The organism is Ralstonia sp. Ralssp110, assembly GCF_047325135.1.
Lineage (GTDB): Bacteria > Pseudomonadota > Gammaproteobacteria > Burkholderiales > Burkholderiaceae > Ralstonia > Ralstonia mojiangensis.
Map to the genome: position 1 here is coordinate 1,623,333 of NZ_CP168610.1, position 21,078 is coordinate 1,644,410.

General features: G+C 61.9%; 21 protein-coding genes and 2 tRNA genes. 12 read left to right on the forward strand and 11 right to left on the reverse strand.

Annotated features, from left to right (window positions below; genetic code table 11):
- Positions 1–89: 89 nt before the first annotated feature.
- A complete protein-coding gene (locus ACEN9T_RS16510) occupies positions 90–650 on the reverse strand; it encodes a hypothetical protein (RefSeq protein WP_260780060.1) in 561 nt (186 codons plus the stop codon).
- 340 nt (positions 651–990) lie between these two features.
- A complete protein-coding gene (locus tag ACEN9T_RS16515; protein WP_024975535.1) occupies positions 991–1,572 on the reverse strand; it encodes a phasin family protein in 582 nt (193 codons plus the stop codon).
- Between the two features lie 357 nt (positions 1,573–1,929).
- Here ACEN9T_RS16515 and ACEN9T_RS16520 point away from each other — a divergent pair, with 357 nt between their 5' ends.
- The 5 genes from ACEN9T_RS16520 (at position 1,930) to pbpG (ending at position 6,712) form a co-directional block, all read left to right on the forward strand.
- Complete coding sequence (locus ACEN9T_RS16520; RefSeq protein ID WP_413708319.1) at positions 1,930–2,937, forward strand: histone deacetylase; 1,008 nt, start codon at positions 1,930–1,932, stop codon at positions 2,935–2,937.
- Positions 2,934–3,851, forward strand: a complete 918-nt coding sequence (locus ACEN9T_RS16525; RefSeq protein WP_413708320.1) for a DMT family transporter — start codon at positions 2,934–2,936, stop codon at positions 3,849–3,851. The genes ACEN9T_RS16520 and ACEN9T_RS16525 overlap by 4 nt, the downstream gene beginning before the upstream one ends.
- A 58-nt stretch (positions 3,852–3,909) precedes the next feature.
- Positions 3,910–4,353: an acyl-CoA thioesterase gene (locus tag ACEN9T_RS16530; protein ID WP_092970140.1), complete on the forward strand. Its 444-nt coding sequence runs from the start codon at positions 3,910–3,912 to the stop codon at positions 4,351–4,353.
- Positions 4,354–4,369: 16 nt separating this feature from the next.
- Positions 4,370–5,077: a nitroreductase gene (locus ACEN9T_RS16535; protein ID WP_092970721.1), complete on the forward strand. Its 708-nt coding sequence runs from the start codon at positions 4,370–4,372 to the stop codon at positions 5,075–5,077.
- Positions 5,078–5,515: 438 nt separating this feature from the next.
- Complete coding sequence (gene pbpG / locus ACEN9T_RS16540; RefSeq protein ID WP_260771893.1) at positions 5,516–6,712, forward strand: D-alanyl-D-alanine endopeptidase; 1,197 nt, start codon at positions 5,516–5,518, stop codon at positions 6,710–6,712.
- Positions 6,713–6,780: 68 nt separating this feature from the next.
- Here the strand turns inward: pbpG and ACEN9T_RS16545 are convergent, their stop codons facing one another.
- A complete protein-coding gene (locus ACEN9T_RS16545) occupies positions 6,781–7,578 on the reverse strand; it encodes an IclR family transcriptional regulator (protein ID WP_092970144.1) in 798 nt (265 codons plus the stop codon).
- A gap of 240 nt (positions 7,579–7,818) precedes the next feature.
- Between ACEN9T_RS16545 and ACEN9T_RS16550 the strand changes: the two genes are divergently transcribed.
- The 4 genes from ACEN9T_RS16550 (at position 7,819) to ACEN9T_RS16565 (ending at position 10,652) form a co-directional block, all read left to right on the forward strand.
- Complete coding sequence (locus ACEN9T_RS16550; protein WP_112184704.1) at positions 7,819–8,544, forward strand: (Fe-S)-binding protein; 726 nt, start codon at positions 7,819–7,821, stop codon at positions 8,542–8,544.
- Positions 8,545–8,580: 36 nt separating this feature from the next.
- A complete protein-coding gene (locus ACEN9T_RS16555) occupies positions 8,581–9,990 on the forward strand; it encodes a LutB/LldF family L-lactate oxidation iron-sulfur protein (protein WP_092970148.1) in 1,410 nt (469 codons plus the stop codon).
- Complete coding sequence (locus tag ACEN9T_RS16560) at positions 9,987–10,268, forward strand: hypothetical protein (RefSeq protein WP_413708321.1); 282 nt, start codon at positions 9,987–9,989, stop codon at positions 10,266–10,268. The genes ACEN9T_RS16555 and ACEN9T_RS16560 overlap by 4 nt, the downstream gene beginning before the upstream one ends.
- Before the next feature lie 69 nt (positions 10,269–10,337).
- The gene (locus ACEN9T_RS16565) at positions 10,338–10,652 is read left to right on the forward strand and encodes a TM2 domain-containing protein (protein WP_024975544.1); all 315 of its coding nucleotides are present in this window, start codon (positions 10,338–10,340) and stop codon (positions 10,650–10,652) included.
- 184 nt (positions 10,653–10,836) lie between these two features.
- On the opposite strand, the gene ACEN9T_RS16570 is transcribed toward ACEN9T_RS16565, so the two are convergent.
- The 5 genes from ACEN9T_RS16570 to ACEN9T_RS16590 all read right to left on the reverse strand — a co-directional run bounded on the left by ACEN9T_RS16570 (position 10,837) and on the right by ACEN9T_RS16590 (position 13,321).
- Complete coding sequence (locus ACEN9T_RS16570; protein WP_413708322.1) at positions 10,837–11,601, reverse strand: arginyltransferase; 765 nt, start codon at positions 11,599–11,601, stop codon at positions 10,837–10,839.
- The gene (gene aat, locus ACEN9T_RS16575; RefSeq protein WP_413708323.1) at positions 11,588–12,334 is read right to left on the reverse strand and encodes a leucyl/phenylalanyl-tRNA--protein transferase; all 747 of its coding nucleotides are present in this window, start codon (positions 12,332–12,334) and stop codon (positions 11,588–11,590) included. The genes ACEN9T_RS16570 and aat overlap by 14 nt, the downstream gene beginning before the upstream one ends.
- Before the next feature lie 24 nt (positions 12,335–12,358).
- Positions 12,359–12,946, reverse strand: coding sequence for an NUDIX hydrolase (locus tag ACEN9T_RS16580; protein ID WP_092970156.1), 588 nt, complete (start codon positions 12,944–12,946; stop codon positions 12,359–12,361).
- 193 nt (positions 12,947–13,139) lie between these two features.
- Positions 13,140–13,216, reverse strand: a tRNA-Met gene (locus tag ACEN9T_RS16585).
- A gap of 28 nt (positions 13,217–13,244) precedes the next feature.
- Positions 13,245–13,321 (reverse strand) — tRNA-Met (locus ACEN9T_RS16590).
- A 229-nt stretch (positions 13,322–13,550) separates the two neighbouring features.
- On the opposite strand from ACEN9T_RS16590, the gene ACEN9T_RS16595 reads away from it, so the two are divergent.
- On the forward strand, positions 13,551–14,585 hold the full coding sequence (locus ACEN9T_RS16595) for a quinone-dependent dihydroorotate dehydrogenase (RefSeq protein WP_413708324.1): 1,035 nt from the start codon (positions 13,551–13,553) through the stop codon (positions 14,583–14,585).
- Positions 14,586–14,594: 9 nt separating this feature from the next.
- Here ACEN9T_RS16595 and ACEN9T_RS16600 read toward each other — a convergent pair whose 3' ends face one another.
- Positions 14,595–14,834: a hypothetical protein gene (locus tag ACEN9T_RS16600; protein WP_313903643.1), complete on the reverse strand. Its 240-nt coding sequence runs from the start codon at positions 14,832–14,834 to the stop codon at positions 14,595–14,597.
- A gap of 393 nt (positions 14,835–15,227) precedes the next feature.
- Here ACEN9T_RS16600 and ACEN9T_RS16605 point away from each other — a divergent pair, with 393 nt between their 5' ends.
- On the forward strand, positions 15,228–17,129 hold the full coding sequence (locus ACEN9T_RS16605) for a potassium transporter Kup (RefSeq protein ID WP_092970160.1): 1,902 nt from the start codon (positions 15,228–15,230) through the stop codon (positions 17,127–17,129).
- An 82-nt stretch (positions 17,130–17,211) separates the two neighbouring features.
- On the opposite strand, the gene ACEN9T_RS16610 is transcribed toward ACEN9T_RS16605, so the two are convergent.
- Positions 17,212–17,670, reverse strand: coding sequence for a hypothetical protein (locus ACEN9T_RS16610; protein WP_413708325.1), 459 nt, complete (start codon positions 17,668–17,670; stop codon positions 17,212–17,214).
- 187 nt (positions 17,671–17,857) lie between these two features.
- Positions 17,858–20,191, reverse strand: coding sequence for a Tex family protein (locus ACEN9T_RS16615; RefSeq protein WP_413708326.1), 2,334 nt, complete (start codon positions 20,189–20,191; stop codon positions 17,858–17,860).
- A gap of 110 nt (positions 20,192–20,301) precedes the next feature.
- On the opposite strand from ACEN9T_RS16615, the gene ACEN9T_RS16620 reads away from it, so the two are divergent.
- Positions 20,302–21,066, forward strand: coding sequence for a hypothetical protein (locus tag ACEN9T_RS16620; RefSeq protein WP_413708327.1), 765 nt, complete (start codon positions 20,302–20,304; stop codon positions 21,064–21,066).
- Positions 21,067–21,078: the final 12 nt, after the last annotated feature.

A 21,078-nucleotide genomic window follows, 5' to 3' on the forward strand; every position in this document is an offset into this window, starting at 1 on the left:
TTTTGGGAGCCACCCTAAAATCTGGCTGGCAAAAAGGAAGGGCCGCTCGATTGGGCGGCCCTTTTTTTGGGGGGCGATGTGGCAGCGGGTCAGTGCCGAGGCTCAGCTGGACGCCGATGCCGACGTAGCAGACGCAGGGCCGCGATCAGGCGGCGCCATATCTGTTGTAACAACCCATGCCGACGGGCACGCCAGACGGCAATTCGTACCTGCAGGGCTTGCCAGGTCGGCGTTGCCTGCAGGGTGGCAACCATGCGCTGCTTCCAAGCCAGGAAGGCGGATTCCCAGCGGGCATACCAGGCGATCGTGTGCAATTGCGGTCGCACGGCGGCATAGATGCGTACACCCAGCCCCGTGCTGACGATTTTCGCTGCGACCAGAACTAGGGTGCCTGCGATGAGATGGCCCCGCGCGAGCACGTAGACGGCCGCCAGCTTGAACGGCAGCAACGCCAGCATAGGCAGGGCAAATGCGCAGAGAGCTTCGATAGGCTCAAGTTGTGCCAACTTTCGCTCCGCTGCTTGGACCCAGGGGTGGGCCACCAAGCGAGCGGTCGCCCGCTGCATGACGTTCCAGATCCACTCTTCTAACAGCAGGATGAGCGCAGCCGCGACGATCAGACTTCGCTTGGCGAGGGATTCGCGAGACATTGGGAAGGGGAGAGGGGGCGGTGGGCCGCAATACAGAATGGAGCGTTGGCCGCCTGCAAAGTTCGCAATTTGAAGGGCAGAGACGTTTCAGGCGCACATAAAAAACCCGGCCGAAGCCGGGCTAAAGGTACCCACTGATCACCACTGAGGACAGGTTTCGGTAGCGGGACCGAGGAGACAATCTAACGAACACGGTGGAATGGACCGCGGGGCGTGCGTTTCGGTTCCGCGCAAATGCGCGCAAACGACGTGTTTGGAGGAGTGGCTCGATGGCCAAAACAAAACGGGCCTCCCGAGGGAGGCCCGCTTGAACAACAGGGTAACTACGCTAGCCTAGCGCTTAGGCAGCAGTCGTTGCCGACTTCTTGCCGGTAGCAGCGCGCGCTTGGGCCGAAGCTTGGGCGGTTGCCTTGCTGGCAGCGTTGGCAGCAGCGTGGAAGTTGCTTTCAGCCAGTTCCACGGCTTGCTTGGTGGCCTTCTGCACCGAGTCGTAGGCGTTGTTGGCAGCCGACAGAGCCGACTTCACCAGGGCAACTGCCGATTCCGAACCGGCCGGAGCGTTCTTCGACACGTTGTCGACCAGCGCTTGCAGCTTGCGGCTATTTTCAGCGATTTGCACTTCAGCAGCCTTGCTGAATTCGGTTTGCGTGTCCGAAGCGATTTCGTACAGGTGGCGGCTGTAAGCCAGAACCTTTTCAGCCAGCGGCTGCACAGCGGCGGTTTGCACCGACAGCAGCTCTTGAGCATCCTTAGCGGTCAGTGCCTTCTTGGCGTGTTCGACGTTTTCGGCCAGGGTAGCCTTGACGACTTGCAGGTTCAGCTCGACCAGCTTTTCGACGCCTTCAAATGCCTTGTTGGTCAGGCCGAAGAACGTTTCCAGGTTGGCCTTGTGCGCCGCAGCGATCTGTTCCTGAGTCAGCATGTTGTCTCTCCAAATACAAAGGTGGGTCGGGGAATCAAAATGAAAATTTAGATCGCCCAGATGTACAAAGCATGACGGTCAGCGTCGGGCCTTCCAGGCGACATCGCGATCAAATTAGGGATGGTGCATCGCAACAATTTCATTGTTGTTGAATGTTAAACCAGTGTCAAGCGCCATTTGTGCATCGCACAAAAATCAGAATTCGTTGATTTTTCGTGCACAGGAATTGCGCGACCAACCGTTTGGCGTAATTTTTTGTGGCAGAAAAATGCGCGTCCGTGGTGCAGGTGAAATGCATTTGACCACTTCCGGCGGTAATTCCGTCTCAAAAAACATACGAGTGCAGCGTAGGTTAGGATGCGCCCGAGTGCCATTTTTGTTGCGTTGCGATTTGTTATTCACATGCGGGCGTTCTACACCGACCATTTTGTTTTGCCGCTGCCGCCGGGCCATCGGTTCCCGATGCGCAAGTACAGCGACCTGCGGGCACGGGTTTTGGCCGACGTGCCGTGGCTGTCCCTGCATGAGGCGCCGCGCGCCGAGGACGACGCGTTGCTGCTGGCGCACACGCCCGAATATGTTGAGGCGGTAAGCGCTGGTCGGCTTGACCCGGCGCGCCAGCGCGAGATCGGGTTTCCCTGGTCGTCGGAAATGGTGGAGCGCAGCCGCCGGTCGGCCGGCGCGACGATGGCCGCGAGCGAGGCCGCGCTGGCGGACGGGATTGCCGTCAACCTGGCGGGCGGGACGCACCACGCCTACGCGGACAAGGGCGGCGGATTCTGTGTATTTAATGACGCAGCCATTGCCTCGCGCTGGATGCAGCGCCAATCAGGCAGGACGCCGGCGGATTTTCCGGTCGCCATCATTGATCTGGATGTACATCAGGGCAACGGCACGGCGTCGATCCTGCGCGATGACGCCACCGTTTTCACCTTGTCGCTGCACGGCGAGAAGAACTATCCGTTCCGCAAGGAAGCGTCGGATCTCGACATCGGCCTGCACGATGGCTGTGGCGACGAGGACTATTTGCAAGCGTTGACCGGCGCACTCGACATCCTGGCCGGGCGCTTCAAGCCGCAATTGATCATCTATCTGGCCGGCGCGGATCCGCATGAGGGCGATCGGCTCGGCCGGCTCAAGCTGACGCTGCATGGCTTGGCCCGGCGCGACCAGGAAGTCTTCGATTTCGCGTATCAACGGCGCATACCGGTTGCCGTTACCATGGCGGGCGGCTACGGCAACAATATCGACGATACCGTGGCCGTCCACGCGCAGACCATCGCGCTGGCTGCCCGCCACGCACAGCGCTGGGCAGCACGCGACGAGGCCGCTGGCGCATCGACCTCTCTTCCGCTTTCCGCATGACCCAAGTGTCTTCCGTCGCGCCAGCCTCAGCGCGAGGCTCTCTGTTTTTTGTCGCCATGCCGTGGCTGTTCGTGCTGATCTGGAGCACTGGCTTTATCGTGGCCAAGTACGGGATGCCGTACGCCGAGCCGATCACGTTCCTGTTTTTACGCTTCGTGGGCGTGCTGGTGTGCCTGCTGCCGCTGGTCTGGCTGGCGCGCGTACCGCTGCCGCGCCACGCCGGCACAGGCGAAACCGACTGGGCGGCCGTCGGCCACATCGCGGTGGCCGGCTTGCTGATGCAATGGGGCTACCTGGCGGGCGTCTGGGCAGCGGTCAAGCTCGGCATGCCGGCAGGCATGACGGCGCTGATCGTCGGCATGCAGCCGATTCTGACTGCGCTGTATGTATCAATATGTGGGGAGCGCGTGTCGCGCCGACAATGGGCGGGACTGCTGTGCGGCATCGCGGGCGTGGGTCTGGTCGTGGCCAACAAGCTGCATCTGGCGGGCGTCGGCGTGACGACGCTTGCGCTTTGCGTGGGCGCGTTGCTGTCGATCACCGTCGGCACGCTGTATCAAAAGCGCCATTGCCCGGTGTTCGACCTGCGGATGGGCGCGTGCATTCAGTTCGGGGCCTCGGCGCTGCTGTGTCTGCCGTTCATGTTTGTGTTTGAGACGCGTGAGGTGCATTGGACGCTGCCGATGATCGGCTCGCTGGTGTGGTCGGTGCTGGCGCTGTCGATCGGGGCGATCTCGCTGCTGTTCGTGCTGATCCGCCAAGGCGCGGCCACCAAGGTGACGTCGCTCCTGTATCTCACACCGCCGACGACCGCCGTGATGGCGTGGGCGCTGTTTGACGAGCGATTTCCGCCGCTCGCTGCGTTGGGCATGGTGATTGCCGCGTGCGGTGTGGCGCTCGTCATCCGCAAGTGACCGAGGCTCAGCGGCTGGCGTATCCTGATCACTTTCCACGGCCACCTGCCCGCTGCCCATGAGCACGCCACGCCAGACGCGCGACGACTATCGCCACTTCCAAACCATCACCACGCGCTGGATGGACAACGACGTCTACGGCCACGTCAACAACGTCGTCTATTACAGCTACTTCGACACCGTGGTGAACGCCTACCTGATCGAGCAGGGCGTGCTGAACCCCGAGCGCAGCGACACCATCGGCCTCGTCATCGAGACCCAATGTAACTACTTCGCGCCGTTGTCGTTTCCAGACCCTGTGGTGGCGGGCCTGCGCGTTGCGCGCCTGGGCAATACGAGCGTGCGCTATGAGGTAGGCCTGTTCCGCGGCGACGCGCAAGAGGCCGCAGCGCAGGGCCATTTCGTGCATGTCTACGTTGACCGCGAAACGCGTCGGCCGGTGGCGCTGCCGGATGCACTGCGTGCCGTGCTCGAGCCGCTTGTCTCCAATGTCACTGCTTGAAATTTTGCGCATCGCCATGACCGACCGACGGCCCACCTCCGCAGAAGTCGAACTTGTCGATCAGGCCATCACGTCGCGTCGGTCTGTTCGCGCGTTCCTGCCTACGCCGGTGGCGCGTGAAGATATCGAAGCGATCCTTGATGTGGCGCGCCGTGCGCCGTCAGGCAGCAACACGCAGCCATGGAAGGTGTATGTGCTGACGGGCGAATCGAAGGCGCGCTTGTCCGAATCTGTGTTGGCGGCGTATGAACATCCGGAGGCCGATACGCTGCATCGCGAGGAGTATCCGTACTACCCGCGCACATGGATTGATCCGTACCAAAGTCGGCGCCGCAAGGTCGGCTGGGATCTCTATGGCTTGCTCGGCATCGAGCGCGCCGACAAGGAGCGCATGCACGCGCAGCACGCGCGCAACTTCCGCTTCTTCGATGCGCCGGTCGGCATCATCTTCACGATCGACCGGGTGATGGAGCAGGGCAGCTGGCTGGATTACGGCATGTTTCTGGAAGCCGTGATGGTGGGTGCGCGTGCTCGCGGCATCGATACGTGTCCACAGGCTGCTTTCACCCAGTTCCATCGGATCATCGCCGAGCATCTGCGGTTGACCGATGACGAAATGGTCGTCTGCGGCATGTCGATGGGTTACGCGAATCCTGCAGCCATCGAGAACACCCTCGTCACCGAACGTGCACCTGTCTCCGACTTCACTCGCTTCCTCGACTGACGTTGTCATCGCGCCGCAGCCTGCACGCTACAGCGCACATCTTCGCGCAAAGCGAGAATTGGCGGTGAAAAGTCGTCGAATTATGTCAACAGATACGACCGATCCATCGTTAGACTTTGATCTGCGACTCTGCGTATGACGCGCGCGTGTTGTGAGGAAGTGTTGGGGCTGGTTGTAAACCGTGATTGTCGGCATGTGCGACGGAACTCACGGGGTACCTTCAGCGTCCGTTGCTGATTCCGCACCGCACATCATGTGCGGCTTAAGCAACTTTCTTCGCGATTGGAACTTTGCCACAGCAGACAATTGCGTCGAAATGATGACCGAATGATAAGGCTCCAGAGGTCAAACTTTAAGGCCGTGAGCTAAGTCCTTCATCTTGCTAAGAATTTTGTTTTTACCTACACTTGCGCCATCTCACGCGCGGGTGATCGAACCATGTCACGGTCTGTTTCCTCATTTTTTCGACGTCTCGGCTTTGTTTCGCTGATGACCGTCGCGCTCGCTGCCGTCTCCGTCGCTACCGTGGCCAACGCCGCCACGACCGACAAAAAGCCCGCCGCCAGCAAGAAAGCCAAAGTCAAATCCACGGGCAAGACCGTCGTCAATCGCAAGGCCAGCGCCAAAGTCGCGGCTGCGAGCAGCGATGACGTCGCGTCCACCAAAGTCCGCAAGGTCGTCACCGTCAAAGGCAAGCGCCGTGTGATCATGGTCGAGCGCGGTGCACGTCCGGTGCGCGCAGCCTTTGTGCCGGCGTCGCCGACGCTTGGCGAGGCGATGGGTCTGCGCTCGACGCCCGACGCGTTGGCGCTGCGTTCCTCCGTCGCGCTGGTGATGGACCAGAACAACGGCGAAGTGCTGTTCCAGAAGAATTCGTCGGCCGTGCTGCCGATTGCCTCGATCACGAAGCTGATGACGGCGCTGGTCGTGACCGACGCTCATCAACCGATGGACGAGCTGCTTGAAATCACCGATGAAGATCGCGACTACGAGCGCAACACCGGCTCGCGTCTGCGCTTCGGCACGATGCTCACGCGTGAAGATCTGCTGCTGCTGGCGCTGATGTCGTCGGAAAACCGCGCAGCCTCAGCGCTGGGCCGTAACTATCCGGGTGGTCGTCCGGCATTCGTTGCCGCCATGAACCGCAAGGCGCACGAGCTGGGCATGAACGACACGCACTATGTCGATTCGAACGGCCTATCGAGCAGCAACGTGTCGAGCGCACAGGATCTGGCCAAGATCGTGATGGCTGCCTACAAGGTGCCGACCATTCGCCAATTCACGACCACGCCTGAACATACGGTCAACGCCAACGGCCGCACGCTGCACTACGTCAACACCAACCGTCTGGTGCGTGGCGGCGAATGGGATATTGGTCTGCAGAAGACCGGTTTCATCAACGAAGCGGGCCGCTGCCTCGTGATGCAGGCCAACGTGCACGGCCGCAACGTCGTGATGGTGTTCCTGGATTCGGCTGGCAATCTCACGCGCTTTGCGGATGCCACACGCGTGCGCAATTGGCTGGAGCGCAATCCGCACATCGAGCCGGCCACGCAAGCTGCTGCGCCGTTGCGGAATGTACCTGTGTCGACGCAGCCCACAACCGTGCTGGCATCGGAGCAGCACGGCGCTTGAGCCTCGGCGTCACCCAACAAAAAAAGCGCGTCATCGAACGCGCTTTTTTTGTTGGCTAAACCGGCGGCTCACTCTGCTCGTACGGCGTCCTCGTCGTACGTGTAACCCATGCCTTTGGAAATCTGTAGCGCGGTGTCCTTGAGATTGTCGAGCCAGCTGTCCTGCAAGCGGTCTGCCGGTGCAGACAGCGACAGACCTGCTACCAGCCGCCGCGAATCGTCATAAATACCGGCAGCGATGCAGCGTACGCCGAGTTCCAACTCTTCGTTGTCGCGTGCGTAGCCGTTGGTGCGCACCCAGTTGAGTTCACGTTCGAGCTTGGGCAAGTCCGTGATCGAGGTGCGAGTGTGACCAGACAAACCGGTACGCGTGGCATAGGCCCGCACACGGCCGAGTTCGTCTGCAGCCAGGAACAGCTTGCCAACCGAAGTCAAATGCAGCGGCGCGCGGCCACCGATAGCACGCACTACTTGCATGCCTGATCGCTCGGAATATGCGCGCTCGATGTAGACGATCTCATCACCCTGGCGCACCGAGAGGTTGACGGTTTGGCCGGTCAGGCGATGCAGGGCGCGCATCGGCGCGAGGGCCGCTTCACGCACCGAGAGGCGTGCCTTGACGAGGTTGCCGAGTTCCAGCAAACGCATGCCGAGACGGTAACTGCCCGGGTCGGAGCGGTCGACGAAGCGGCAAGCCACCATGTCGTTGAGGATGCGGTGCGCGGTGGAGGGATGCAGGCCGGTGCTGGCGGACAGCGCTTTCAGGCTGACCGGATCGGCGTGATCGGCAAGCGCGTCGAGCAGCATCATCATGCGTTCGATGACCTGGATGGACGTCTTGCCGGGGTCCTTATCTGCTTCTGCCATGGGTGCAGTGGGTTGCGGATGCGATGCAAAATTCTATCCCACAATGTGAAAATTCGCACCATCCCGACGCATGATTCCGGGTATTTTCGAGGGCTTTCTCAGTCGGCCACCGGCTGTGCTTGGTAGGGCCTCGTGAAGCGCACTCACCGCTGACATGAAGAAGTTCTGTGCCTTGAGGGCCGCGCCGGACAGGGCAGCGGGCGCATAATGGCAGCTTCCCGCAGAACACAAGAGACTCCCATGCGCGTAGGTTTGTTCGTCACTTGCCTCATTGATCTGATGCGGCCCGACATCGGGTTTTCGGTGCTCAAGCTGCTGGAAAAGGCTGGCTACGACGTCGTTGTGCCGCCTGCGCAGACCTGCTGTGGCCAGCCCGCCTACAACTCCGGCGATCGGCCACTGGCGCGCGATCTGGCGGAGAAAACGCTCAAGGAATTCGAACAGTTCGATTACGTCGTCATCCCGTCTGGTTCGTGCGGCGGCATGATTCGCAAGGGCTACGCCGATCTCTTTCGAGACGATCCGGAGCTCGCGGGCCGCTATGAGCGCCTGGCGCCGCGCGTGTACGAATTGACGGACTTTCTCGTCAACGTGGCGCGTGTCGAGACGCTCGATTCCGAATTTCACGGCCACGTGACGTACCACGATTCGTGCTCCGGCCTGCGCGAGCTGGGCGTGAAAGCGCAACCGCGCGAGCTGCTCGGCAAACTGCCGGGCGTGCAACTGACCGAGATGCCCGCCTGCGAAGCGTGCTGCGGTTTCGGCGGCACGTTCTCGATCAAGTATGGCGATATCTCCACCGCCATCGCGGATGAAAAATGCGCCAACATCAAGGCCAGCGGCGCCGATGCCGTGGTGCTCGGTGATGTGGGCTGCATGCTCAACATCGAAGGCCGGCTGCGCCGTACGGGCGACACGCACACGCGTGTGCTGCACATCGCGCAAGTCCTTGCCGGCGACGCGTAAATCGCAACGCCAAGAACACGACGGAGACGCAATCGCATGCAAGTCCGCAGCATGGAATTCAAGGCGCGCGCCGGGCAGAAGCTCGCCGACAAGCGCCTGCAGCAGAACCTCACCAAGCTCTCAACCAAGTTCGTCACCGCACGCGCGGCGGCCATCCAGGACATCGATTTTCCAGCCACGCGTGAAGCGCTGAAGGAGCGCCGCAACCGCGCGCTAGAAAATCTCGACCTCTGGCTCGCTACGTTCGAGGCAGAAGCGACGCGTCGTGGCGCCAAGGTGTTGTTTGCCGAAACCACCGCCGATGCCGCGCGCCTGGTCGCAGAAATCGCTCGCAAGCACGAGGTCAAGAAGGTCATCAAGAGCAAGTCGATGGTGACCGAAGAGATGCGCCTGAACCAGGTGCTCGGCGAGATGGGCGTGCAGAGCATCGAGACCGATCTGGGCGAGTACATCCTGCAGATCAATGACAGCGAGCCGCCGTCGCACATCATTGCGCCGGTGGTGCACAAGGATAAGGAGGAGATCGCCGATCTCTTCGCCAAGACGCACAACAAGCCGCGCTTGACCGATATTCCGGAGATGACGCGCGAGGCGCGCGAAGTGCTGCGGCCCCAGTTTCTGTCCGCTGACATGGGCGTGACGGGCGGCAACTTCATCATTGCTGAGACGGGTTCCGTTGCGATCGTCACGAACGAAGGCAACGAAGGCATGTGCACGATCATGCCGCACGTGCATGTTGCCGTGACGGGCATCGAGAAGGTGCTGCCGACGCTCGAAGATCTGGCCACCGTCATGCGCCTGCTGCCGCGTTCAGCCACGGGGCAGGCGATCTCGAATTATTTCTCGCTGCTCACAGGCCCGCGCGCGCCCGGCGAGAAGGATGGCCCGGAGCATATGTATTTCGTCATCGTCGACGGCGGTCGCAGCGGCCTCATCGGCGGCGACTTCCAGGAGATGCTGCGCTGTATCCGATGCGGCGCGTGCATGAACCATTGCCCGGTCTATCAGAAGATCGGCGGTCATGCGTACGGTTGGGTGTATCCGGGCCCGATGGGCAGCGTGCTGACGCCAAGCTACGTTGGGCTGTCGAACGCGTTGGACCTTCCGCAAGCGGCCACGCTGTGCGGCGAATGCAACCGCGTGTGCCCTGCGTCCATCCCGTTGTCGGATTTGCTGCGCACGCTGCGCGAGAAACAAATGGAGCGCGAACTGCGCCCGCAATCGGAGCGCCTTGGCTTGCGCATGTGGGGCTTCATGGCACGGCGACCGGCACTGTACTCAGCCGGCACCTGGGTTGCCGCACGCGTGCTGCGCTGGATGGGCGGCGACAAGAAACTGATCCACTCGCTGCCCATCGGCAAAGGTTGGACCGATACACGTGATATGCCGGCCCCCGCGGGCAAAACGTTCCGCGAGCTGTACCGTGAAAAGAAGGCCCGAGCATGACCACCGCTGAATCCCTCCAAACATTGCGCGACGCGCTCGATCGTCACGCAAAGTCGACCGACCTGCCGCACTTGCTCAAGCAGTGGCGCGACGATGCCGTACTCGCGCCGCTGGCGATCTTGCCACCGGCGTACGACCAGGTGCGGCGTTCCTTGCTGCAGCGGCTGGATATGGCGGTGTCGTTTGGTGAGGAAAGCTGCTCGTTCTCGCCGTCGTCGTTGCTGGCCGAAATGCGTTTGTGGACGGACAAGGCTGAGGCCAAGCTCGCCAGCATGTAATCGAGAGGCGACATGGAACGCGGGATGCGTGCTAGTGTCTGACAGCTTATTCCCGTGTCAGCCCATGCCATGAACCAGACCGCCCGCGAAATCATGTTGTACGACGCCCAGAAGAAAAGTTCGGGCGTGGCTTACCTGTGGTGGTTTCTGCTGGGCTTCCTCGGAGCGCATCGCTTTTATCTGAAGCGGCCGGGCAGCGGCGTCGCACAGGCCATCGCCAACATCGGCGGCACATGGTTGGCGTTTCGCGACATGGGTAACACTGCTGGCTGGGTGCTGGCCGTCATCGGCGGGCTGTGGGTGCTGGTGGACATGTTCCTGATTCCCGGGATGGTCCGCGCATACAACACTGTGCTCGCCGAGCGGCTTTCGACCGCGCCCTGAGAGGAATCGACCTATGAGCAAAATGACTTGGTGGAAGCGCGCCGCAGTGTGGGCGGCAGGTTTGGCTTGCGTGGGCGGCGCCTTGGCAGGTTGTACGACTTCGCGCGATCAATACAGCCAGAGTTCCAATATCAGTACGTATGGTGTGGTCGACGTGGGAATCGAGCGTACGTCCCGCTGATCATCATTCCGTGGCCGGTGGCACCACGTCTTCAAACCGCCGCCACTCGCCATTGACGAGCAGTTCCAGCGGCTGGAACAGCGCTTTATAGGCCATCTTCCGACTCTGTTCGATCCAGTAGCCGAGATAGACGTAGGGCAGGTCCAGCGCCTGCGCCTGGGCGATCTGCCACAAGACGTTGTACGTCCCGTAACTCGCCTTCTGTTCGATCGGGTCGTAGAACGTGTAGACCGACGACAACCCATCTTCCAGCACGTCGATCATGCTCACCATGCGCAGCTTGCCCGCCGATGGCGATTCGGGCGGCTCGCGAAACTCCACCAAACGCGAGTTCACCCGGCTCTGCAACAGGAACTGCTCGTACTGATCGCGGCTGTCGTGGTCCATACCACCGCCCGCATGGCGGACCGATTGGTACAGCAGATAGAGCTGATAGTGCTCTTCGACATAGGTGAGCGGTGCCACCAACGCTTCCAGCCCTTGATGCCGCTCGGCGGCGCGGCGTTGCGCTCTCGTCGGTGAATATTGATCAACGACGACGCGGCATGGCGTACATGCATGGCAGTCGTCGCAATGTGGACGGTAGGTGAAGATGCCGCTACGCCGGAAGCCAGCGCGCACGAGCTTCGAATAGACGTCTGCATTGATCAGGTGCGCCGGCGTGGCGACCTGCGAGCGCGCCAAGCGGCCATCGAGATAGCTGCATGCGTAAGGCGCGGTGGCATAGAACTGCAATGCCGAGAGGGGGAGTTCCTTAAGCTTGCTCATTGCGCACGGTCCACCGGCGGAGCACCGATTTGTCGAAGTGCCACGGCACAATGGCCGGCGCGTTGGCCGCCTCCCGCACATGTGCGAGAAACGCCTCGCGCGGCACCGGGGCACCGCCCAGCGACGCCAAATGCTCGGTCTCCTGCTGGCAGTCTATCATCGCGACGCCCCGACCGCCGAGGAAGGCGCACAGCGCCGCCAGCGCGATTTTCGAAGCATCGGTGCGGCGGGCGAACATCGATTCGCCATAGAACATGCGGCCAAGCGCCACGCCGTACAGGCCGCCCACGCGTTGCCCGGCGTGCCACGTCTCGACGCTGTGCGCATAGCCGCGGCGGTGCAGGGCGGTATACGCCTGAATGACATCTTCGGTGATCCACGTGCCATGTTGCCCCGGGCGGGCCGTGGTGGCACAGGCGACCATCGTTTCACGGAAGCCGTGGTCGATGCGGATTTCCCAAGCCGGGTCGTCAAGCACGCGGCGCAGTGTCTTGCGAAACGTAGTTGAGACGCGAAAATCTTCGGGGCGCAGCACCATACGCGGGTCGGTGCTCCACCACAGCACCGGCTGGCCCTGGGCATACCATGGAAAAATGCCTTGCCGATACGCGATCAGCAGCCGTTGGGGCGATAACTCTGCGCTGGCGGCCAGCAGCCCCGGCGCTTCAGACTCTGGCCCGAGCGCGCGATCGACCGGCGGGAAGGGATCATGCGGATCCAGCCAGGCAATCATGATGCGGACAACGTGAGTTAGGTGTTACGGCGTCGTGGCCGGCGTGTCGATCGCGGCCGAGCGCATCGGCTTGTAGATGTCGAGCGTGTGGAGGCGGAAGCTGCCGTCGGCCAGCTTGCCGGCCGCGCGATCGGCGAAGAAGCAACGCAACGTGTGAATGACAGTCGGGAAGGCCAGGTCATCCCAGGGGATGTCGGCTTCATTAAAGAGCGCGACTTCCAGGCTTTCTTCCCCCGGCGCGAAATCCAGATCGTTCAGTTTGGCCAGGTAGAACAAGTGCACTTGATGCACGTGCGGCACGTTGAGCACTGAGTACAGCTCGCCGATTTCGACATTGGCGCCGGCTTCTTCCTGCGTTTCGCGGTTGGCGGCCTGCGCGGTCGTCTCGCCGATTTCCATGAAGCCTGCGGGCAAGGTCCAGAAACCGTAGCGCGGCTCGATCGCGCGCTTGCACAGGAGGATCTGATCGTTCCAAACGGGCACGGTGCCGACCACGTTGCGTGGATTCACATAGTGAATCGTATTGCAATGGTCGCAAACGTCGCGCAGTCGGTTGTCACCGGCAGGAATGCGCGAGACGACTGATTGGCCGCAGTTGGAACAGAATTTCATAGGGAATCGTCGCGGGTGGAGTGTCTCAGTGTATCACCGCGGCGAAGCGTCCCTGCGCGGCGCAGGGTGGGCCGGGAGTATCGACTGAGTTGCACGCAAAACGGCGCGTCAGGAACGTAGAAAAACAAAAAGCCCGCTGTATGCGGGCTTCATGATTCGGCTCAGGTCTTGGAGCGAGCCGTTCTACTTTGGTTGGTTGCGGGGGCAGGATTTGAACCTGCGACCTTCGGGTTATGAGCCCGACGAGCTGCCAGACTGCTCCACCCCGCGTCCGTAGAAACGCATTCGACTTTCTGGCTGGTTGCGGGGGCAGGATTTGAACCTGCGACCTTCGGGTTATGAGCCCGACGAGCTGCCAGACTGCTCCACCCCGCGTCCGTCGAATAAAAAATTATAGCGAGATCCGTGCGGCGATGCAACACCTTTCTCGTGCTGTATGCATTTTGATGGTGCGTGTTGCCCCTCTAATGGGCCGCAAAGGCAGGCGCGGACTGATGTTTAAACACATCGTGCGCGGCCATGTTCGAAAGCGGCGCGCACGGTGCATTGCGGCGTGCTGGCCGTTTACAATGCGGCCCTTCGCGTTCTTCTCTTGATTCTGATCGTGCTCAACGCCCTGTACCCGCTTGTCCGCCCGCTGCTGTTTTCGATGGATCCTGAAGACGCGCATCACTTCACGCTGCACCAACTCAAGCGGGCACACGCGATGGGGCTTTCGGGCTGCATTGGCGGACGCGTAGCCCCGCAGCCGCGCACGGTGATGGGCGTGAGGTTTCCCAATCCAGTCGGGCTGGCTGCTGGCCTGGACAAGGATGGCGCGTATATCGATGCGCTCGGCGCGCTCGGCTTCGGCTTCATTGAAGTTGGCACGGTCACGCCGCGTGCGCAGCCGGGCAACCCGCGCCCGCGCATGTTCCGCTTGCCGGCGGCTAACGCGCTCATCAATCGCATGGGTTTCAACAACGGCGGTGTCGATGCATTTATCAATAACGTAAAGGCGTCAAAGTGGCGCGAGGCGGGCGGCGTGCTCGGCTTGAACATCGGCAAGAACGCCGACACGCCCATCGAGCGCGCTGTCGACGATTACCTGCATTGCCTCGAGCGTGTGTATCCGCATGCGAGCTACGTGACAGTCAACATTTCATCGCCGAACACGAAGAACCTGCGTCAACTGCAGGGCGCGAGCGAGCTGGACAGCTTGCTCGGTACGCTGCGCGATGCGCAGCAGCGTCTGGCAGACCTGCATAAGCGCTACGTGCCGGTGGCACTGAAGATTGCGCCGGACCTGGATGACGACCAGATTGCCAACGTTGCCGACGCGCTGTTGCGCCACAAGATGGATGGCGTGATTGCGACCAACACCACAATCAGTCGTGAGGCCGTCGCCGGCCTGGCGCATGCGGAAGAGGCGGGCGGACTGTCCGGCCAGCCGGTGCGTGAAGGCTCGACGCGGGTGATTCGCGCATTGCATGGCTTGCTGCGCGATGCAGTGCCCATCATCGGCGTGGGCGGCATCCTCGCTGGCGAGCACGCCCGCGAGAAGGTCGACGCTGGCGCGCAGTTGGTACAGCTCTATACGGGATTGATCTATCGCGGCCCGGCGCTTGTGGCGGAATGCGCTCGCGCACTCGCGCGTTGACGGACGCGCTCAGCGGCGAAGCAGGAAGATGATGATCGCGCTGGCGGCCACCACCGCGGCTGCCAGGTCGTACGGGCCAGCGTAATCGGCCCACACCGTGGGATCGAGCTGCTGCACGAAGGCCGATTGCGCCCAGGGCAGGATCATGCGCGGAATCGCAAACAATAGGGCGGCCACGACCAGCAGCACAATCAGTGCGGTCAGCGAAGGCTTGGAACGCCCCAAGATGCGAATAGATGAGTGGGGCAAGGCCGTCCCCGAGTCAGAAGCGTTGGGCTAGCCGGGTGCTAGCCACTCAACGTTATTTTGCAATAAAGGTTTGTCAGGCATTTTCCTACAAAGTTCTGTCGGCTGCAGTCCTACTTTCGGCTATGTGCAGCACAGCAAGCACGACATGTTGCCAGCGCACCAAGGCGGCCGCCCGGCGCTGCACAATGTGCTTCATTCGGGGATGTGCATGCCTGGGCAACGTTCTTTCAGCCTTGCAGAATGCTTTACCAATATGGCTGTGCATCGTGATGCACTGCGGCAACGAATGCCCGTTTGAGGGGTTGGCGTGATGGAGGCGGGGAGTACAATCCGCCCTCATTGTGCAATGCACGATTTTTTGAGCGGCCAGCAATTCGGCCGATTTCCAAGTTCATGAGTCAAGCTCTTACAGCAACAGGGTCGCCCCAGACCAACGTGAACCTGCGCGCCATGGTGATTGGTGCCGTGGGTGTGGTGTTCGGAGACATCGGCACCAGCCCGCTGTATTCGCTCAAGGAGTGCTTCAGCCCCGAGCACGGCATTCCCTTTTCCAGCGGGGCGGTGCTCGGCATCATCTCCATGCTGTTTTGGGCGATGGTGATCGTGGTGTCGCTCAAGTACGTGCTGTTCGTCATGCGTGCCGACAACAACGGCGAGGGCGGCATCCTCGCGCTGATGGCGCTGTCGCTGCGTACGGCCAATACCAATTCCAAGCGCATGTCGCTGCTGATGATGCTGGGCGTCTTCGGTGCGTGCATGTTCTACGGCGATGCGGTGATTACGCCGGCCATCTCGGTCCTCTCCGCCATGGAAGGTCTTGAAATCGCCGCGCCCGCCTTGTCGCCGTTCGTATTGCCGATCACGCTCGTGATCCTGGCAGTGCTGTTCCTCATCCAGCGCAGCGGCACGTCGGTGGTCGGCAAGCTGTTCGGTCCGGTGATGCTGCTGTGGTTTGCTGCGCTGGCCGCGCTGGGCATGATGAATCTGGTGAAGGCGCCGCAGATCCTCGGGGCCGTCAACCCGATGTATGCGATTTCGTTCCTGCACGACCATGCGCTGCAGGCGTTCATCGTGCTGGGTTCGGTGTTCCTGGTACTGACCGGTGCTGAAGCGCTGTACGCCGACATGGGCCACTTCGGCGCCCGCCCGATCCGCTGGGCGTGGTTCTTCATCGTGGCGCCGAGCCTGTTGCTGAACTACTTCGGCCAAGGCGCGATGCTTTTGACCGATCCGAGCACCATCGAAAACCCGTTCTACCGTTCGGTGCCAGAAGCGCTGCAACTCCCCATGGTCGTGCTTGCTGCAGCGGCAACCGTCATTGCCTCGCAGGCTGTGATTTCGGGCGCGTTCTCGCTGACGAGCCAAGCAATTCAGCTTGGCTTTGTGCCGCGCATGCGCATTCGCTACACCTCGGAAGCCGAGATCGGCCAGATCTACGTGCCGATGGTCAACTGGATGCTGCTGATCCTAGTGGTGGGCGTGGTGCTGGCGTTCAAAAAGTCCGACAACCTGGCCGCCGCCTACGGCATTGCCGTGACCACAACGATGGTCATCACGACAGTGCTGGCGGCAGTGGTGATGCGCTCAGTCTGGCGTTGGCATCCGGTGCTGGTGACGCTTGTCAGCCTGTGTTTCCTGGTGGTCGACATGGCGTTCTTCTCGGCCAACCTCTTGAAGATCCGCGATGGCGGTTGGTTCCCGCTGACGCTGGGCGCCGGTGTGTTCTTCCTGCTGATGACCTGGTACAAGGGCAAGAAACTTTTGCGCGCCCGCAGCCTGGAGGACGGCATCCCGCTCGAGCCGTTCCTGGCCGGATTGCTGGCGCATCCGCCGCATCGTGTCGAGGGCACGGCCGTTTTCCTCACCGGCAATACAGAGTTCGTGCCGGTGTCGTTGCTGCATAACCTGAAGCACAACCGCGTGCTCCACGAGCGCGTGATCTTCATCAGCTTCGTCACGCGCGATATTCCCTACGTGGACGACAAGCGCCGCGTGTCCGTGCGCGACTTGGGCAGCGGCATCTACATCGTCAAGGCGGAGTACGGCTTCAAGGAAACGCCGGACGTGTACCGTGTGCTCGAACTGGGTCAACCGCAGATTGGCACGCGCTGCGAGCTGATGGATACGTCGTTCTTTATTGCGCGTGAATCGGTGGTGCCGTCCAAGCTGCCGGGCATGTCGATGTGGCGCGAGCGTCTGTTTGCGTGGATGCATCAGAACGGCGCCAAGCCGTCGGACTTCTTCCACATCCCTGCAAACCGCGTGGTGGAGTTGGGCACGAAGGTCGAGATCTGACCGATCGTATCGCTGCATAACAAACGGCCCGTGCGAGAGAGACGCACGGGCCGTTTTGTTTGGATGTCAGGCGATGTCCGGGTTAGATCTTCGAGGCATCGCGGTCGCGTTTGTGCACTTCGTGGTTGCGGGCGTGTACGTCGTGGTTGCGATCCTTGACGTCGGCGTGCAGGTCCTTGCGGTCCTGGTGCAAGTCACGGCGGTCGGCGTTGACCTGATGCTGATCTTGAGCGCGTTGCTTGCTCCAGTATTCGGCACCCTTGACGTTGCCATTTGCCAGATCGCGGTTTTCGCGGCGTTGCGCGGTATTGCGCTCGGTGCGTTCGTCAGCCAGGGCAGCTTTGTCTTTGCCGATATCGGCGCGGTCGTGGCGAATGTCGCGGTTATCGTGACGGATGTCACGGTTGTCCTGATGAATCTTCTGATTGTCTTGCTGGACTTGCGTAACAGGCGACACAGGAGCGGGCGGCGTGGTCTGTGCGAAAGCGGCGGTACCGGCAACAGCAAGCAGGGCAGCGATCAGGGTGTGGCTCGTCTTCATGGAGTTTCTCCTCGTGGGTGCCAGGCGGTGTGTGCCTGTGTCTCCATAACGGGCGGAAAAGACGTGGCGCCGACGCGCGAGTGTTAGAAAATATCCATGCGCGTAAGGATGTGTAACGGGCGCGCCCAGCCATGAAAAAACCCGCCGAGTCTGAAAACCGGGCGGGTTCCGCTAAACAGAATCTGCGTTAGCGCTTGAGCTTGGCGAAGGCTTCCGCCATGGCGCCGGACGGTTCCGGCGCGCGACGCTGCTGGCCGCCGTGGCGATTGCCGCCACTACTCGGGCGATCGCCGCCGCTGGTACGCGCAGGCGCTTGGCCGGGCTCGTCGGATAAGCGCATGGTCAGACCGATACGGTTGCGCTTCACGTCCACTTCCATCACCTTGACCTTGACGATCTGGCCGGGCTTGACCACCTCGTGCGGGTCGCGCACGAACTTGGTCGACAGCGCCGACACGTGTACCAGTCCATCCTGATGCACGCCGATATCGATGAACGCGCCAAACGCTGCCACGTTCGTCACCACGCCTTCGAGCACCATGCCGGGCTGCAGATCCTTGATGTCTTCTACGCCGTCCTGGAATGTCGCCGTCTTGAACTCGGGGCGCGGGTCGCGGCCGGGCTTCTCCAGTTCCGAGAGGATGTCGACCACGGTCGGCAGGCCGAACTTCTCGTCGGTGAAGTCGCGCGCGGTCAGGCCGCGCAGCGCCTCGCAGTTGCCGAGCACGTCGCCGATGCCTTTCTTGATGCTGTCCAGGATGCGCTTGACCACCGGATACGCTTCCGGGTGCACCGAGGAGCGATCGAGCGGATTGTCGCCATCATTGATGCGCAGGAAGCCGGCGGCCTGCTCGAACGTCTTGTCACCCAGGCGCGGTACTTTCTTGAGCGCGTCGCGGTTGGGGAACGCGCCGTTCGCATCGCGGTACTCGACGATGTTCTTGGCGAGGATCGAGTTCAGCCCCGACACACGCGCCAGCAGCGGGGCAGAGGCCGTGTTGACATCCACGCCCACCGCGTTGACGCAATCCTCGACGATGGCGTCCAGCGCGCGGGCCAGTTCGCGCTGGTTCACGTCATGCTGATACTGGCCGACGCCGATCGACTTCGGGTCGATCTTCACAAGTTCGGCCAGCGGGTCTTGCAGGCGACGCGCGATCGACACCGCGCCACGCAGCGACACATCCAGCTCCGGGAATTCCTTGGCCGCCAGTTCCGACGCTGAATACACCGACGCGCCGGCCTCGCTCACCACGATCTTGGTCAGCTTCAGCTCCGGAGCGTTACGCATGAGGTCTTGCACCAGCTTGTCGGTCTCGCGGCTTGCTGTGCCGTTGCCGATGGAAACCAGTGCCACGCCGTGCTGCTTGGCCAGACGGGCCATCGTTGCGAGCGAACCGTTCCAGTCGCGGCGCGGTTCGTGCGGGTAGATCGTGGCGGTTTCGAGCAGCTTGCCGGTGTGGTCCACCACTGCGATCTTGCAGCCCGTGCGGATGCCCGGGTCGACGCCCATTACCGCCTTGGGGCCAGCCGGCGCGGCCAGCAGCAGGTCGTGCAGATTGCGACCGAAGATCTTGATGGCCTCGGCCTCAGCGGATTCGCGCAGTTGCGTGAGCAGTTCGGTTTCGATATGCGGCTGGACCTTTACGCGCCAGCACCAGCGGCACACGTCCGACAGCCACTTGTCCGCCGCGCGGCCTTTGTTTTCGATGCCGACATGGCGCGCGATCATGACTTCGCACGGGTGGGGGATTAACGCGTCCTGTTCTTCGCCCAACCCGAGCTTGACGAACAGCACGCCCGCGTTGCGGCCGCGGAACAGCGCCAGCGCGCGGTGCGACGGTACGTTGCGGATCGGCTCGCTGTATGCGTAGTAATCGCGGAATTTTTCTTCTTCGGCGCTTTCCTTGCCTTCGACCACCGTCGACGAAACCTGGCCCTGATTCCAAAGGTGGTCGCGCACCTTGCCCAGCAGCTCCGCCGTCTCGCCAAACTGCTCGGAGAGGATGTCGCGCGCGCCGTCCAGCGCGGCCTTCACGTCCGGCACGCCGCCATCGGCAGTCGGATTGCCGTTGACGAACTTGGCGGCTTCGGTTTGAGGGTCGAGTGTCGGGTCGGCCAGCAGTGCCTGGGCCAGCGGCTCCAAGCCGCATTCGCGAGCGATCTGAGCGCGCGTGCGGCGCTTCGGCTTGTAGGGCAGGTAGAGATCTTCCAGCACCTGCTTGGTCTCGGCCGCCTCGATGGCGGTACGCAGGGCATCGGTCAGCTTGCCTTGCTCTTCAATGGAAGCCAGGATGGCCGCGCGGCGGTCTTCCAGTTCGCGCAGGTACAGCAGGCGTTCTTCCAGGTTGCGCAGTTGCGTGTCGTCCAGGTTGTCCGTCACCTCCTTGCGGTAACGCGCAATAAAGGGCACGGTGGCGCCTTCGTCCAGCAGTTGCACGGCGGCGGCAACCTGCTGCGGCCTGACCGCCAGTTCAGTGGCGATGCGGGAGACGATCTTCTGCAACACGGAATCAGTCATTGCTTCCAGAGAGTGCGATGGAAAGCCGCGCATTTTGCCACAACGCGAACCCTGTTCCTGAGCGTAAATCCGTGGCCGCGCGGCGTTTGCCGCACAGGCGCGGTGATAAAATGCGCGTTATGCCTACGCTCCTGTTTTCTGCCCGTCGCCGCGCTCTTGCGCGCCGCGCTTCCCGTTTGGTTCTGCCGGCGTCCGTCCTCAGTGCCGCACTGCTCGCCGCGCCTGTATGGAGCCAGTCTCAGCAGGCCTCTGCGCCAGCCGCTGCGGTGCCCGCCACACAGCCCGATTTCGGCGCCGAGCACGATCGCATCACCAGCGCCAAATCCTGGGCCGAATACCGCTATGCCCAGGCTGAGCGCGCCTGCTACGACAAATTTCTCGTCACGCGCTGCATCGACAAGGCCAAGGATGTGCGCCGCACGGAACTCCACACCATCCGCGAACGCGAGTTGGCACTGGACGAAGCCGAGCGTGCCGACCGCGCAGCCCGCCGCGACCAGGAACGCGCCATCCGCGAGGCTCAGTACAACGCCGAACGCCCCCAGCGTGAAGCCGCCGAGCAGAAGAACCGCACCGATTTCTCGAACAAGCAAGAGCAGCAGCGCCTGAATGAAGTGCAGCGCCAGGCCGAAGCGCCGCAGCGCGCCGCCAATGCGCAAGCTGCAGCCAAGAAGCAGGCGGATTACGACGCCAAGCTGAAGGCCGCGCAGGAGCAGGGCGCTGCAAACGCCGCCAAGCGTGCCGAAAGCGCGAAGCAGTTCCAGGAAAAGCAGCAAGACGCCGTGAAGCGCCAGAAAGAACTGGAAGAGCGCCGCGAACAAACCAAGCGCCGCAACGAGCAAAACCAGAACAACACCAGTCCGCTGGGGTTCTAAACTTCAGCCAAG